At 52.9% G+C, this 15878-nt stretch carries 11 protein-coding genes and 2 pseudogenes; 6 read left to right on the forward strand and 7 right to left on the reverse strand.

Annotated features, from left to right (window positions below; translation table 11 throughout):
• The coding region (locus AC52W5_RS14320) for a transposase (protein WP_495671495.1) at positions 1-190 on the reverse strand (190 nt) is incomplete at its 3' end.
• Positions 191-308: 118 nt separating this feature from the next.
• On the opposite strand from AC52W5_RS14320, the pseudogene AC52W5_RS14325 reads away from it, so the two are divergent.
• Positions 309-1078 (forward strand): annotated as a pseudogene (locus AC52W5_RS14325) (IS5 family transposase).
• 112 nt (positions 1079-1190) lie between these two features.
• Here AC52W5_RS14325 and AC52W5_RS14330 read toward each other — a convergent pair.
• The gene (locus AC52W5_RS14330; RefSeq protein WP_495671496.1) at positions 1191-1460 is read right to left on the reverse strand and encodes a hypothetical protein; all 270 of its coding nucleotides are present in this window, start codon (positions 1458-1460) and stop codon (positions 1191-1193) included.
• Positions 1461-1554: 94 nt separating this feature from the next.
• Here AC52W5_RS14330 and AC52W5_RS14335 point away from each other — a divergent pair, with 94 nt between their 5' ends.
• A complete protein-coding gene (locus AC52W5_RS14335) occupies positions 1555-2898 on the forward strand; it encodes a carbohydrate porin (protein WP_495671497.1) in 1344 nt (447 codons plus the stop codon).
• An 84-nt stretch (positions 2899-2982) separates the two neighbouring features.
• Positions 2983-3327, forward strand: a pseudogene (locus AC52W5_RS14340) (transposase); the annotation flags it as partial.
• A gap of 357 nt (positions 3328-3684) precedes the next feature.
• Here the strand turns inward: AC52W5_RS14340 and AC52W5_RS14345 are convergent.
• From AC52W5_RS14345 to AC52W5_RS14365, 5 genes are all read right to left on the reverse strand, one after another.
• Positions 3685-5514, reverse strand: coding sequence for an ABC transporter ATP-binding protein (locus tag AC52W5_RS14345; protein WP_495671498.1), 1830 nt, complete (start codon positions 5512-5514; stop codon positions 3685-3687).
• 466 nt (positions 5515-5980) lie between these two features.
• Complete coding sequence (locus AC52W5_RS14350) at positions 5981-7810, reverse strand: ABC transporter ATP-binding protein (protein ID WP_495671499.1); 1830 nt, start codon at positions 7808-7810, stop codon at positions 5981-5983.
• 210 nt (positions 7811-8020) lie between these two features.
• A complete protein-coding gene (locus AC52W5_RS14355; protein ID WP_495671500.1) occupies positions 8021-10267 on the reverse strand; it encodes a sugar nucleotide-binding protein in 2247 nt (748 codons plus the stop codon).
• A 301-nt stretch (positions 10268-10568) separates the two neighbouring features.
• On the reverse strand, positions 10569-11300 hold the full coding sequence (locus AC52W5_RS14360; protein WP_495671501.1) for a ferritin-like domain-containing protein: 732 nt from the start codon (positions 11298-11300) through the stop codon (positions 10569-10571).
• A gap of 30 nt (positions 11301-11330) precedes the next feature.
• Positions 11331-12542: a hypothetical protein gene (locus AC52W5_RS14365; RefSeq protein WP_495671502.1), complete on the reverse strand. Its 1212-nt coding sequence runs from the start codon at positions 12540-12542 to the stop codon at positions 11331-11333.
• 554 nt (positions 12543-13096) lie between these two features.
• Between AC52W5_RS14365 and AC52W5_RS14370 the strand changes: the two genes are divergently transcribed.
• Genes AC52W5_RS14370 through AC52W5_RS14380 form a run of 3 tightly spaced genes read left to right on the forward strand, consistent with a single transcriptional unit; the run spans position 13097 to position 14392 of the window.
• Positions 13097-13231 (forward strand): hypothetical protein, encoded by a 135-nt coding sequence (locus AC52W5_RS14370; RefSeq protein ID WP_495671503.1) that lies wholly within the window; start codon positions 13097-13099, stop codon positions 13229-13231.
• 40 nt (positions 13232-13271) lie between these two features.
• Positions 13272-14060, forward strand: coding sequence for a glycosyltransferase family protein (locus AC52W5_RS14375; RefSeq protein WP_495671608.1), 789 nt, complete (start codon positions 13272-13274; stop codon positions 14058-14060).
• Positions 14006-14392: a glycosyltransferase gene (locus AC52W5_RS14380; RefSeq protein ID WP_495671606.1), complete on the forward strand. Its 387-nt coding sequence runs from the start codon at positions 14006-14008 to the stop codon at positions 14390-14392. The genes AC52W5_RS14375 and AC52W5_RS14380 overlap by 55 nt, the downstream gene beginning before the upstream one ends.
• Positions 14393-15878: the final 1486 nt, after the last annotated feature.

The raw sequence follows: 15878 nt of genomic DNA on the forward strand, positions 1-15878 counted from the left end.
GGCGGTGCGTGTTGCTCCACCCTCCGTACTCCAACGGAAGATCCCGCCAAGGCGCTCCTGTTCGTAATATCCAGAATACAGCATCGATGAAACGGCGATTGTCCTCGGCAATGCCGCCCCATGGCTCCAGCAAGGTCCAGGTCTCATCGGATATATCGTGGCGGCAGTATGCGGGCTTCGAATCCTTCATACGAGTCTCCTTTCCTGACTCGCCAAGTCTCTCATGTGCGGAGACTCGTGACTACACTATCTAGGTTCAGGACCTATTAATTTGAGGATTCACGAACGGGGCTGGTTGTGATTCACTTATGGTGGAGGTTCGCCATGAGGATCTGTTTTACCTGTCCGAAACACAGTTCAACCGTATAAAGCCTTATTTTCCCTTGTCCCACGGGGTTGCCCGGTTGACGATCTGCGGGTGATCAGCGGAATCATCTACGTCATCCGCAATGGTCTGCAATGGAAGGATGCACCCAGGAATACGGGCCGCACAAGACGCTGTATAACCGTTTCGCGCGCTGGAGCCGACTGGGCGTGTTCAACCGCATCTTTGCGGAACTGGCCGGTAAAGAGGAGAAGGCCGGGCAGTTGATATCGACGCCACCCATCTGAAGGCTCACCGCACGGCAGCCAGCCTGCTAAAAAAGGGGATATTCCCCGCCGTATCGGTCGCGCCAAGGGCGGCCTGAACTCGAAGCTTCATGTGGTCTGCAACGCTCAGGGCAAGCCTGTGGCCATGTTCCTGTCCGAAGGGCAGATGAGCGATTACAAGGGAGCACGCGTGCTGCTGCCGTCATTGCCCAAGGCCAAAACCCTGATTGCAGCCCGCGGCTATGAGGCCGACTGGTTCCGGGCAGCGTTGCGGACCAAAGGCATAACGCCCTGCATACCGGCAAAAAGGAACCGCAAAATTCAGATCGAATACGACAAGACCCTCTACACGCAAAGGCCCAGGATCGAGAACATGTTCGGGCGGCTCAAGGACTGGCGCAGGATCGCCATGCGCTACGACCGCTGCGCCCATACCTTCTTCTCAGCCATCTGCATTGCCGCAACCGTCATCTTCTATCTCAATTAATGAGTCCTGAACCTAGCAAAAATAAGTCAGAAAAAAAGCTGAAAATATGCAAATGGGAGGAATAGCGCCCCTATGGCACTCTTATGCGCCATTGATCAGCAAACTCGGATTTTCAATTTGGCTCCATTTCACCCTGCCAGGCTATCCAACTGCTTACCAACGAATGGTTCCAAGGGCCCTCGGCCAGTGCTGCAATTAATCGATGCTCATCTGATCTGATAGCTACATTAGCCAGCATAATTAAAATTATAAATTGCTGTGGAGCGATAGGGGCAATGATATCCTGCAAAAAAATTCTATGCCAACCGTCGATTATATACAAGGCAGATTGGCGCACTATTCTAGGTTCGAGGAACTTCGGAGCAACATCGCTTTTATTCAAAATATCTCTTCTCTGCTATCTGCTATTTTCGGTCGTGCAGGTACAAGCCGGGGTTACTGAACCGGAGCCGCGCTTTGAGGACGAGTTAGATTTTATGAATGTACTGGCGAAAAAAGGACTCCACGACCTGAAAGACGAGCGCTGGAATGCTTATGGCCAGTTCACCTACATTTCCAGTTGGAAAAGTGGATTTCCGGCTTCGTATACCAACCTGAACGGAAGTATCAACTCATTATTGCCGGGAAGCGAAAGAAGCTTTACCGGAACAGCCACGCTGTACCTGGGGCTCAAGACATGGCATGGTGGGGAGATTTATTATGTGCCAGAGCTGATATCCATGCGGCCCTTATCGGACTTGAAAGGGCTGGGTGGAGTCATACAGAATTTCGAACTGCAAAAAGGCGGCTCCGAAACCCCAATCTATTACCAGTCGCGGCTGTTTTTCAAGCAGACCTTCGGGTTTGGGGGAGATCGCATACAACTCACTTCCGAACCGATGCAGCTAGGAACAACGGTGGATAGCAGGCGCCTCGTCGTCAGATTCGGCAATTTCAGCGTGATCGATTTCTTCGACAAGAATTCATACTCGGGCGACCTTCGCCGGCAATTTTTAAACATGGCCTTCATGACCTATGCAGCCTTCGATTTTGCGGCAGATGCACGGGGATATACCTGGGGTGGGGCAGCAGAATATTTTTATGATGATTGGACGATACGCTTCGCCCATGTAGCCACCTCCATCAATCCCAATCAACTCCCTCTCGATATGAGGGTATTCAAATATTACGGACAGCAGGTTGAAGTTGAACGCCGCCATTTGTTGAATGGCCATCCCGGTGCTGTCAGAGTACTGGCTTACCGCAATCATGAAAACATGGGTAAATTTAGCGACGCCATTGCTGCCTTCCGTTTCGATCCCAATAAAAATGCCACCACCTGTACGGGCTTCAATTACGGATCAGGTAATGCAGGAGCACCGGATTTATGCTGGGCGCGCAAACCGAACGACAAGATAGGCATAGGGATCAATATTGAGCAGCAAGTGCTGGACGGCGTCGGTTTATTCTTTCGCGGAATGTACAGCGACGGCAAAACTGAAGTGTATTCCTATACCTCTACCGACAGATCGATTTCACTTGGCGCTCTGGTTAACGGCTTCCGTTGGGGGCGGGACAGAGATTTGCTTGGCATTGGATTCGCCGCGGGCTGGATTTCGAGCCAGCATGCCAAGTACTTGAATATGGGAGGCATCGACGGATTTATCGGGGATGGCCGGATCAAGGCACACGTGGAGGACGTAGTGGACATTTTCTATAGCGTCAATGTGCTAGGTTCTCTTTGGGTGACCGCCGACTATCAGCATATTACCAACCCTGGTTTCAATGCCGATCGCGGCCCTGTGAATATTTATGGGCTTAGAGTCCATGCCGAGTTCTAAAAGTTATATCCCAATTTTTCGGACAGATTCGCAGACACAAATCACCATGAATATTGGTTTCATTGGCGGCAATAGTAATATGGCCTGGACGTGTTCGAGCAAGGGCCGTGGGGGCAGAAATTCCCGACCGTGGCAGCAAACTGGCGAAGAGCATGGACACACGTCATTCCATTCTTTGCCTTTCCGCCGCAAATCCGCCACGTCATCTACACGACCAACGCTATCGAGAGCGTACATGCCAGACTGCGCAGGATCATCAAGACGCCCAGCCATTTCCCAAGTGATGAGGCAGCTACAAAGCTGATCTTTCTGGCGCTGCGCAATATTACTGCAGATTGAGGCGTGCTGCCCCCGACTGGAAACAGGCCATAACAGGCCATGAATCAGTTCGCCGTTCTCTTTGAAGATCGTTTCAGGCTGATGCGATAAAATCAGATCGCTTTTCCACCGCGCCGCACGCTCTTGCCCTATATATAATAGGGAGCTGCGAGCGTCGCTGTGGAAAAGTCTATGACCACCTGCCCAGAATTTGAGTATGTGGATTGGAAGCGGCTTCCAGCGTTACCTAAAAACCGCTTCGTGGGGATAAGTAAGGTGAGGATACGAAATCCTGAACCATCTGTCTGCTTGGCGCTTCCTCCCCTTCACCTTCGAAACTCTTATCGGGAAACGGGTTTCAATTGAAAGAAGGGAATCAAGGGGCGAAGCGCGTTTTGTATATTTATATAACAAGAAAAAGCAGATAGCAGCGAAAACCTTTCATCAATACCATCCCGTTTCCACAAATCAAAGAAACCCTCCCGACTGATGTCGCCAGAGCATGGCGTACTGGCCACCCTGCCTGAGAAGCTCCTCGTGCGTGCCCTCCTCGACGATAGATCCATCCTTGAGCACCAGCAATCGGTCTAGGCAAGCAATGGTAGATAAGCGGTGTGCAATCGCAATCACTGTCTTGCCTTCCATCAGCCCCATCAACTGATCCTGAATCGCAAGCTCCACTTCACTATCGAGGGCCGAGGTAGCTTCATCCAGTATCAGGATCGGAGCGTCCTTGAGCATGACGCGGGCGATGGCAATACGCTGTTTCTGCCCGCCGCTGAGCTTGACGCCACGCTCGCCTACGTGCGCGTCGTAGCCGGTGCGTCCCAGCCAATCCCTCTGGCTCATGATGAAGTCGTGCGCTTGGGCGCGCTGGGCGGCCGCCTCAATCTGTTCCCAGGTTGCTCCCGGGCTGCCATAGGCAATATTTTCGGCAATGGAGCGATTCAGAAGGGACACATCCTGCGCTACGACGCCGATGCAACGACGTAGGCTCTCCTGCGTCACTTCGCGGATATCCTGTCCATCGACCCGGATACTGCCTGACTCCATCTCGTAGAAGCGCAACAGCAAATTGATCAACGTGGATTTGCCAGCGCCCGAACTGCCTACCAGCCCCACGCGCTCACCCGGACGAATGACACAATTGAGACTGTCAAGCACCTTGCGGCCGTCGCTCCGGCCGAATGTGAAGGTCAATCTCTCGAAACGGATTTCTCCACGTACTTCGCTGGCATCCAGTTCATGCGCATCGGGCTTGTCGGCCAGAGCGTTCGTCACGGCAACGGTTTGCATGCCCTCCTGGACCACGCCCATGTGTTCAAAAGCCCGATTCAGTTCCCAGCTGACCCATCCCGCCGCACTGGCGATCGTCCAGGCCAACGGCACAGCCATAGCTACTGCAGCCGCGTCAAGCCTTCCTTGGGACCACAACATGATGCCGATCGCGGTCGTGCCTGCTAGCAGAAGCGCATTGAGCAGGGATAATGTGGTGGAAAATTTTGTGATCATACGCATGTGAGCGGCAATGGCCATCGTATGATGTTCGATTGCTTCGCGCACGTAAGCGTCTTCGTCGCTCGCACGCGAGAACAGCTTAACGGTGAGAATGTTGCTATAGCTATCCACCACACGCCCCATTACCGCAGAACGTCGCTCGCTGCTGCTTCTTGCCAGGTCGCGCATGCGCGGCACGAAGTACCGCAGAAAAAATACGTATGCGATGAACCATAACACCGTGGGGATCGCAAGCCGCCAGTCCGCCTCGCTCATCAGCCACAACGAAGAAACACCATACACCGCGATGTACCAGATCGCGTGAATGCTCGACACCACACATTCGCGCACCGCATCCCCCATGTGCATTACACGGTTTGCCATGCGTCCAGCAAAATCGTTCTGAAAGAGCGACCAGCTCTGCCGGATGACGTGCCAGTGACTCTGCCAGCGGATCATGCTGGTTACTCCAGGCACTACGGCGTTGTGACGCACAAGACTATCGATCAGAATCGCGAGCGGCCTGGCGATCAGCACCAGCAATGCCATGCCGAATAGCATTGAAGTTGCATCCCGCAATGCGGCAACTCTCGCGGTCGCCTCCATCACCTCTACAAGGCGTCCAATGAAAACGGGAATTAGCGTGTCGATGAGAGCTACGGCTAATCCGGTAGCAAACAGGGCCGCATATAAACCTTTCGTCTGGCTGATAAAGTGCCAATAAAATGCTAGCAGCTCCGAGGGTGGGGATTTTTTAGGGACGACAGTGGGCCGAACGCGCTGCTCAAAAAAAGCGAACATGTAAAAACCTCAAAGTGGAAAAAGGAAAAGGCACAGAGTCTGACTAGGGGTCAGGCATTGCGGATTGGAATCAATTTCGCATCTCTGCAAACCCGAGGCCTGAACATCGTTTTGGTCGTCATTTAAATCTCGGAAAAGCGTAAGAAAGCGTTTTTTACGGGTTGTGTAACGGCGAGCAGATTACCCGAGGCGCAATTCGGCAATAGATCGAATTCAGGGACGTTTTGATTTCTGTTCCCGCAATAGCGAATGTTTCATAAGCACTCGCCGTTCAGCGGGCTATAACGACCAGGCACATTACAAGTTTACGGAGAAGATACTTTTTTAGGCTACTGAAGACAAAGCAGCCTCACGATCAAAAGCATAAAGAAGGAAGGAAATGGAGAGAGGGTATTACTGTCGAGTAGAGAAACGCATAGTGAAAACTGAATAATATTCCGATGGCTGGCAGCTTACATCTGAGCTCTCACAGAAACCCACCTGACTGATGCCGCCATAGCATTGCATATTGGCCACCAAGCTGAAGCAACTCGTCATGCGTTCCCTGTTCGACGATGCGGCCTTCGTTCAAGACGAGCAATCGGTCCAGACATGCAATTGTGGATAACCGGTGTGCGATTGCAATTACCGTCTTGCCTTCCATCAGCCCCATCAACTGATCCTGAATCGCCAGCTCCACCTCGCTATCCAGCGCGGAGGTCGCCTCGTCCAGTATCAGGATGGGAGCGTTTTTAAGTATGACGCGTGCAATAGCGATGCGTTGCCGCTGACCCGCGCTGAGCTTGACGCCCCGTTCGCCAACATGGACATCGTAGCCGGTACGTCCGATCCAGTCCCGTTGGGTAATAATGAAATCATGTGCTTGCGCCCGCCGTGCAGCCTCCTCTATCTGCGTCTGTGTTGCGCCTGGGGTGCCATAAGCAATGTTTTCCGCGACTGAGCGGTGAAGCAGGGAAGTGTCCTGCGCCACAACGCCTATTGCGCGCCGCAGACTCTCCTGCGTCACCTCTCGAATATCATTACCATCTATCCGGATGTTCCCGGTCTCGATCTCGTAAAAACGCATTAACAGGTTGATCAATGTCGATTTGCCGGCACCCGAGCTGCCTACCAGTCCCACCCGTTCCCCAGGACGAATGACGAAGTTAAGGCTGTCCAGCACCGTCCGGCCATCACTGCGGCCATAAGTAAAGGTTAGCCTTTCAAAACGGATTTCACCTCGCACCTGATTCGCATCCAGGGAAACCGCTGTCGGCATATCAACCACCGCGTCCGTTACCGCAATGGTTTGCATCCCATCCTGTACAGTCCCCATGTTCTCAAAAGCCCTGTTCATTTCCCAGCTCACCCATCCCGCGGTATTGGCGATCGTCCACGCAAGGGGAATCGCCATTGCCACCACCCCCGCCTCAAGGTCTCCACGTGCCCAAAGCATGATGCCGATAGCCGATGTCGTTATCAGCAGAAGAGCGTTAAGTAATGATAATGTCGTGGTAAACTTGGTAATCAAACGCATGTGCGTGGCGATAGCTGCGGTGTGGTCATCGACCGCCTCGCGGACATACGCATCTTCGTCGCTGGCGCGCGAGAACAGCTTCACAGTGAGAATATTGGTATAGCTGTCGACCACCCGGCCCATCAGCAACGAGTGCCGCTCGCTGCTGGTCCGGGAGAGATCCCGCATCCGCGGGACAAAGTAGCGCAAGAAAAATACATACGCCACCAACCATACCGCAGTCGGAGCCCCCAATCGCCAGTCCGCATCTGCCATCAGCAGTAAAGCGGAAAAGCCGTATACTGTGATGTACCAAACTGCATGGATTCCAGCCACTACGCACTCCCGCATTGCATCGCATGTGTGCATCACCCGATTGGCAATACGTCCCGCAAAGTCATTCTGAAAGAGTGACCAGCTTTGGCGTATCACGTGCCAGTGGCTCTGCCAGCGAATCAGGCTGGTCACACCGGGCACGACGGCATTGTGGCGTATGAGGCTGTCTATTAAGATAATGGCGGGCCGCCCAACCAGCACCAGCAGAACCATGGCGACCAGCGTGGGCGCGGCTTTCTGCAATTCCGCGGCCCGATCGGTTGCTTCCATCAAATCGACGAGATGTCCGATAAAGACGGGAATCAGGGTGTCTATGAGCGCCACTGCCAGGCCGGTTGCAAGTAACGCTCCGTAGAGGCCCTTGGTCTGGCTGACGAAGTGCCAGTAGAACGGCAATAAACCTGGAGGCGGAGATTTTTCAGGTATGGCAGTAGGCCGAATACGTTGCTCGAAAAATGCAAACATAATGCGCCTTTGAGGTTTGGAAGAGATTAAGGGAGTAACTGATCAGAGGGCGGCTGGGAGACTCGATTGTGCTTTAATATGAACTACTGATTGAAGTTACGCCGGATCGGGTAAAGGAAATGAGTTTCTTTTTCCTAAGTTATAGGTATTTTGCGACGTGGCGATCTCAAAGAGGCTCAACCGGCGCAATTAATATCAATATTCGACCGTTTACAGTGTCGCTTTAATCTGCCCCAATTCCATCGAAGCCTGTGTACGCCTGAATTCTATGTAACGATCAAGCGCATCATCCAGCGTAGGCAAAAGAATTCCCCGCTCACTCGACAACGCACTATAAAAAGGGCGAATGGCTATGTAGCCCAGTTTATCCCGCGTGCGTCCGTCCAAGTTGCTCGTATCAATACCACCCGCTTTTTCGGCCGCCCTGAGAGCAAGCCCGAGCCATGTGATAGGCTCGCCGTTCGTCAGATGCCATACCCCGGCTTCCTTATCGATAAGCAGGTCAAGGCACACACTCACGAGGTCGGGAACGTAGGTGGGCGATACCGTAATGTCTGTCGAGGCAACAAACCTCCTGCGGGCTATGAGGGTCTTCAAGGCAAGCGTAACAAAATTGTAGATGTCCCACGGCCCGAAGAATGCGCTGGTGCGTACGACCAGGGCTTCAGGATAGCGATCAAGTACCTTGCGCTCCGCCTCCGCTTTGCTCCGGCCATAGCAATTTAATGGAACGACTGCATCGCTTTCAAGGTAGGGAGATGTCCTCCCGCCATCGAATACGAGATCGCTAGAGAACGTCAGCAGTTGAACGCCCTCCTTCTGGCAGATATCGGCGAGGACGGACGGCCCAATCGTATTCTCCCGGAAGCAGCGATCCATATCATTTTCAGCCTTATCAACATTGACGTAGCCGCTCGCATTGATGATTGCCCATGGCTGGTAACGCGCAACAGCTGCCTCGACCGAGGTGCGCTCGGCAATGTCCATTTCCTGCCGGTTGAGCAATCTGCAGGCAAGATTGCGCTGCTCACAGATGGTTGCGAACGCACGCCCGAGCGTTCCGGTCGCCCCGGTAACAAGGATTGGCTGCATGTTGCCATTTCTTGCGTCCTGGTGCTCGGGATAAAGAGAGGCAACAGCAGCTTGGGTCGCCACTGGCTTGTAGAGGAAACGGCTGGGGCGCCGCCACCAGCCCTGCCCTTTCAGAACGGGGTGAGCAGGCTGCACACCTGCGCCCAGTTCCTTTACAAGGGTGGCAACCGCCGTTGGACGCGGAACAGATGAGCGAACATCGAAAGGGCCCGGCTCGTAATATCCCTTGCATGCAGTGACAAGGCAGTTCCAATCGTAGGAGCCCAGTAAGGCCCATACCGTTACTGCGCAAATGTCGATGCCGTCGTGGCGGGCGCTCTTGGCCGCTTTCCAGATCTCAAGCAACCACCGCATCTGGTCTTCACGGCCCGCGCCCATATGCGCTTCGGTCACGGCGAGCGGCAACCGATATCGTTCCCATGCTTCCGCAAGCAGCGGTCCAATCCCCGCTGTAGGCGTCGCCAGAACCCGTACAGGTTCAAGATCAGCAAAACGGTGGCCGGCATAATGCGTAATATGCCATCCTGGATACTTTTCAATGCGATGATCCAGCCAGCGCTCGCTAGTAATGTAATAATTGACACCAATGATATTGGGTTTGCAGACGTTATCCTTGAACCACAAAAATTGGGATGGCTCGATTCCTGTACTGATGAGATAGTTCCACAGCGGATGCTCTTGCCCAATTTTTCCGCATAGCAGATCCCAGGCCAACCATCGGCGGTAGTTATAAAACTCAGCGAGTTCCGCTAGTTCGGGAGTGCTATAGGTTTTTCCCAGGTCGTCCGTCTGTACGAGCTTTGCATCGGGGTTGATCTGGCGAATAGCCCGCATGGATAAAACAATCGCGCGGCACTGATTCAATAGTGCCTCGATAAACGTCCGGTCATCACATCCATGCGGATACCACACCCCGTATAAACCGCTGAAACGGGCGGTTGTCAGCGGCTCATTAATAGGTGTGTAGTACTCGATCCAGGGGTAACGCCGGGCTACGGCACCCGCAAAAGCAGCGAGCTTGTCCGCAAACTCGGGATCGACCAGGCTGGTATATTGCGGGCCGCTACCGTGGTGGACGAGACCTGCAATTGGAGTAATGCCTCGCTCCCGCAATTCGACCAGTCGGACATCCGGCCACGCCCAGTCGATCTGGTCAAGCCCCTGGGGCGCCAGATGCTCCCATAGAACCGGGTAGCGTATCGCCCGAATCCCCAATGAGGCGAATCTCTCCAGGTCGCATAACCGTTCAGCATGGCCGTTGCGTTCCATTTGACTGAAATACTCATCCGAAACACGATTCACCGTGCATTCCAGGCCGCCCCATAGCGCCAACTCTTCGAAAAGCCTGTTATCCTGCTCCCCCATCTACACGTCCCCTAGCAATCTCGCCTTTTACCTGTATTACTACAGGGAGTTAAACTCTTATCCGTATCCATGTTGATACTTTAGTAATGGACTCGCACTTCGGTACAGTCTGCGCCTACGCTGAACAATTCAAAGTGCGGACCAATGTGAATATAGTGCAGGCGCGAGGCTGCGCCAGCATGCGTGTTTGATGGGAAATGGATATCGTTCGATTGCATTAACCACTGCCTCTCAAACCAAGCGCTCTACAATTGACTCGGTCGGCCAGAGGAGTGGACCGGTCCTTCTATCCCCAATGAGGTCAGGATGTGACCGCCGCATCCTCCATCACCATCTGCTTGAACCACTGACGGATATGAGCAAGATGCTCATCCTCCTCGCGCAGCGCATGCTGGAAATCCTGTGCCATATCCTCCATGCCCATCTTTTCCGTGAGCGCAATGAGCAGCTGCCATGCATCATTATCCGCAAGCTCCGCAATAAGTATTGCTTCCAGGCAATGAGCGACCGACGTGCGTGGATCAGTCAGGACCTGAACGAGCCCGATCGAAGCCATTCCATCTACGTCAGCGGAAGGGGTTTGTGCTGTCGGGTCAGCGCCAATCGAACGAAGGGCTCTTTCCACCAGCTTGAAATGCTCCAGTTCCTCGTTGCGGAATTCACGCAGCCTCTCGATGGGAACAATGGAACTGTCAGGTGAAGCCGCACACTTGGTGATGAGCGCATCGTAGAGCCTGACTCCCGCCCGCTCGAAAGCAAGCCTGCAGCCAAGCTTGTCAATGAACGCCTCCGGATTCTTGCCTGTCAACTTTTCCAGGGCAGTGCTGGCCATGCCTTTCAGAGTACCTGGCGGGGGAATCGAACCAATAACTTCAGCTTCGCGAATATACTGGCTCCGCATTTCCGCAATCGCCTGTTCATCGCCCCTAGAGGAAGGTGGGGTGATTTTGGCGAGCGCAATCATTTCCTTGGCGTCGATGGGGGACATATCGATGCCGGTTCGATTTTTTCCTAAAACTGTCGTTTTTTCCATGCTGACCTCCTGATGTCTGTCTCCGGAAAATTACCGGATGGTCTTCGTATCGGCGGCGGCGTATTCCTCTTTAAAAGCCATTTCCTTGCCGCGAACAAGCTCCGTACCCGGCCACCATTGGTAGCCCGCGGAAACCGTATCGGTTGGCGAGCCCGAGGAATTCAGCTGAGCCCGGTATTGTTGCGACGCCTCACCCTCCTGTGATTTATCCACGAACTGCGTACCGAGCGCCCTCAAATCGACCTCCTGGTTGAGTACCTGTCGCACGAATTCGCGCTGACTTTCGTATTTGATCGGCTCGGGCAATTCCCCCGGCAATACCTCGGCCGGATCACGCCGCTCGTATTGCTTGAACATGTTCATCGCCACCTGCAAATGTCCCAGCTCATAGTCGAGGCACCGCTCCCAGATGGCCTTGATGCGCGGATTGGATTCCTGCTGCACACAGCTGTAATAGTTGTAGACTTCGTTGGCTTCATGCAACAGCCATTTCTCGAGCCAGGTTTCATGCGGGTCGATAATGGATTCGTACTGCGTCACGTGCTGTTCCTCGATGGATGCGATTTCCACATACAACTGCCGCACTACCGGGTCCGCATACATCGGCGCAACGTTGAGGTAGAAATTCTGCGTTTGCTGCTCGGCCGACATGATGGTCAGCGCGTTCAATTTCGTGATCGGCGCTGCACGCACACGGTCGTAGTGTTCCCGCAGGTTGTCCTGCGGTGCACGATGCTCCACAATGGTGGGACGTCCCGGAACAATATCCGTGTAGCATTGCGTAATGTTGTTTGCGTCCTTGCCTTCCAGCCGATCCAGCATGGCGCTGTACCGGTACATGTGGTCGAAATCCTCCAGCATGCCGAACCGGTACACCTGGGCAAGGTAGGGATCAGGCTCATTCTGAGCGACAACCGCGGTGACCTCGATCGCCACCTGCTCGTACCCTATGGTTGTTTCGAGCGTGGAGTGATCCGCGCCTATCAGCCCGTTCACCATCGTGGCCTGGTGCTGTTCCACGATGCGAACTTGTGCCAGGGGAAGCTGCAATTCCTTGTTCATCCGGGCGCATCCATGGGAAAAACGTATCGCTTCCATCTCGATGCCGTTCATCAGGATGACTCGCACACGCGTGAAAGCGTCGTCGTCGAGCTTGCTGATCGGGGGTTGCACCAGCTCTTTCCACGTAAATCGCTGTCTGTCCAGCGGACAACCTTTGTCTTCAAACAGATTGAGTGCCATTTTGTTCTCCTCTGCGCAATTAGCGCGTAAGACAGGGGTAAAGGCCGTTCAGGCCATCTGGCTAAGATTGATGAGAGTAAATCAGGAAATGATGAGCAAGGAAAATTTGCTCGCAATCACGTTAACCTGGTCCTGAGAGCCTCTGCTTCCGGCCAAACCTCATGCGGTTGCTTCGCGATCGCTTATTCTCCTTCTCAAGAGCGGATAGCAAAGGCTACTCCGCTAAATTCTTACGCTCTGTTCGGGACCATACATTGAGAAAATTCGAATACTTGAGCAAAAAGGGAAGCCTTTGAGTATTCCAAATATTGGTGCTACTGATATCACCCATTCATTCTGAAAGATCCGGGGGAGGAGGAAAGCTGAATGTGCCTTGGCGAACAGAACAATGATGACCTTGGGGTTAAGTTACCACTCACAATGAGTTCCCGCGATGTGCTAGACGATGACCGATCGTTAAATAAAGCCGCCGTGGAACATGGAGTAGCAAAGGAGCTTATCGCCCAGCTCCAATCCATGATGTTTTCGATCCCCTGTTTGATGCAACCGTCACTGTGCGGGGTGAGTATGTCAACCACCACATAGAAGAAGAGAATGAAATATTCCCTAAGGTGGAAAAAGCGAAGATGGACTTTGAAGAAATCGGCTCTGAAATCGCCGAACGTAAAGCCATCCTGACGGAGGAATAACTGAAGATACCGAAGCGGTGACTCCATCCAGGGAAATACTATGGAAACAATTGTTGTACTGTCACACCTGCGTTGGGATTTTGTATACCAACGCCCCCAGCATATATTGTCCCGACTGGCTGAGCACTATCAAATCTTTTTCTTCGAAGAGCCGGTATTCCATCCAAAAGAACATCTAGCGGTGATTTCCACTCCTCACCCAAACGTGGTGGTGTGGAAACCTCGTACTCCGATCAAGGCCGCAGGGTTTCATGACGATCAGCTGCCTTATCTAAAGCCTTTATTCCACCAATTGGTGTCTGACTGTAGCGACTACATTGTGTGGTTTTATACCCCGATGGCGCTCCCTTTAATAGATGGGCTAACCCCGCGCCTCGTTGTATACGACTGCATGGATGAACTGGCTTCGTTCAAGAACTCACCGAAGCAGCTATTGCAACGAGAAAACGCTTTGTTCAAGGTCGCCAATATCGTGTTCACGGGGGGACCTAGCCTTTTCCGGGCAAAGCAGGGCCGACATCCAAACATTCACTGTTTCCCTAGCAGCGTAGATATCAACCACTTCTCTCAAGCCCTTGATCCTGGAAAAGGGCACAGCACGCACGAGGCTATGCCTTATCCCCGCCTAGGATATTACGGGGTGATAGATGAGCGGGTCGATATGAACCTTGTTGCGGCGATCGCCGATACACATGCGGAGTGGCAAATAGTGATGGTTGGTCCGGTCGTGAAATTGACCCAGCTGCCCTTCCTCAGCGTCAAAATATTCATTATCTGGGGCAGCGGCCTTACGAGGAACTGCCGCAATTCCTCGCAAGTTGGGATGTAGCTCTTCTCCCGTTCGCGATCAACGAATCCACTCGCTTCATCAGCCCTACCAAAACCTTGGAATATATGGTGGCGGAACTGCCAATAGTAAGCACGAACGTTGCGGATGTTGTCGAACTTTATGGGAGAGCGGTTTCCCTCGCTTCCGGCATCGAGGAATTTATTGGCGCTTGCGAAAGCGCGCTGAAGGAAACACCACAGGTGCGACGGGATAAAGTTCAAGCAATGCGGAACATTGTATCGACCAGCTCTTGGGATGCTACTGTAAAACAAATGCGCAGACTGATATCTGGGGCTACGACGAACATTCCCGGTCGAAGGGGAGATGTTTGAGCGAAGAGCCAGTATCTCATTCCCCCAGGACCCTATTGTTAATGACTAATTGTGCTGCCTGCGATCTTTTCGATAAACAGAGCGATGTTACTTCAGGTTCACGATGTGGGTCAGGACAATCACCTTAAGCAGCAGTAGCTGAATCAAAGCTCTTATGAGATCTTAACCATAAATGAACAATCGCAAGACCTAAGCACGGTGGAAAGCTCCGAAGCACCGCAAATCGAGGCGCTTCCCACGGATGCACCAGAGGTAGGATGCTCCATTACTATCGGGAAGTTCGCGGCTGAACTCTATCGCTCCTAGCGCGATCCGAAGAATCTGCGGCGGATCATGGAACACTTCGCGAAGTCAGCACGATGGGCGAGGACCGCCAGCACTGGAGGGTTAGCGTGCCGCTTGGTCAAAGCCTTGAATGGGACGCCCGAATTGTGGAGGAGTATCCTGACGAATTTCTGCATTGGATGTCGCTCCCACGCGGTTATGAGATGTTCAAAAAAAAGAGGATGGATGTGTGCGGGTCGTGTTTACGCCTTAACAAAATAGCAGCTCTTAATCGTAATCACTTTGGGAAGAACTTGATCCATCCCAGGCCGGCCCGCGTGTACGTCTACCAGCAACGGATAAGGGGCCTGCAGATCCACGCGCAGTAATCACGATGCTATGAATAACCAGGAAGGAGTTTGAGTGTATTTGATGATGTGCGGAAGAGCGGAGAAAGGCGTGACAAATGAGTATAAGGAAAGCCGGCAAGGCCAAAATCCATCGTAATCAACAGCAAATGCAAAACTCTTCAAGGGGGAGCATTCCTGCCCCCCAACCAAAGCTCTTAATATCCGCCACCGCCAGCCGATCCTCCGGAACCACCAGAACCCTGCGATCCGCCAGAACCAGATCCAGATGAACCCGACCCTCTTTGTTGGCCAGTTGATCCGGATCCTTTCTTTCTCGTAGACATAGAGTAGGAATCATCCTGTCCCGATGTGCCTTTCCCGGTATTGTCCGTGGTGCCGTCACCCTGTGGGTTCCTTTGTCCCGTAATCGCTTCTCCGGATGTCGAACCGCCCTGCCCGGACATTGCGCCACCCGCTTGGCCGGAGCCACTAGACCCGCTAGTCTGCGCATGAGCAAAGCCAACCAACCCTGATAGCAAGCCGGCCATAAGGATGGACGAAGTAGCGTTTTTTAGAATGGAAGTGTGTTTCATTTATTACTCCTTCATATCAATACAGCAAAATCGCTGTATCAGCATCCTACTCCAGCTTTTAATATGTTCCGTTCGTTTACGCACAAAGCATATAGATGTGCTTTTGGCATATAAGAAGCAGCGAATACACAAAGGGTTTGGCTTACAGCAAATAGAATCCATCTGTAACCAATACACTTTGAGGAGAACACGCCGTAATCCCAAACCGTATCCCCACCCTTGGCAATCCTAAATTAAGTGGCAATCGCAGCCTCCTCCATCACCATAGCCATGAAGCTG

This window comes from Nitrosospira sp. CT (assembly GCF_059489795.1).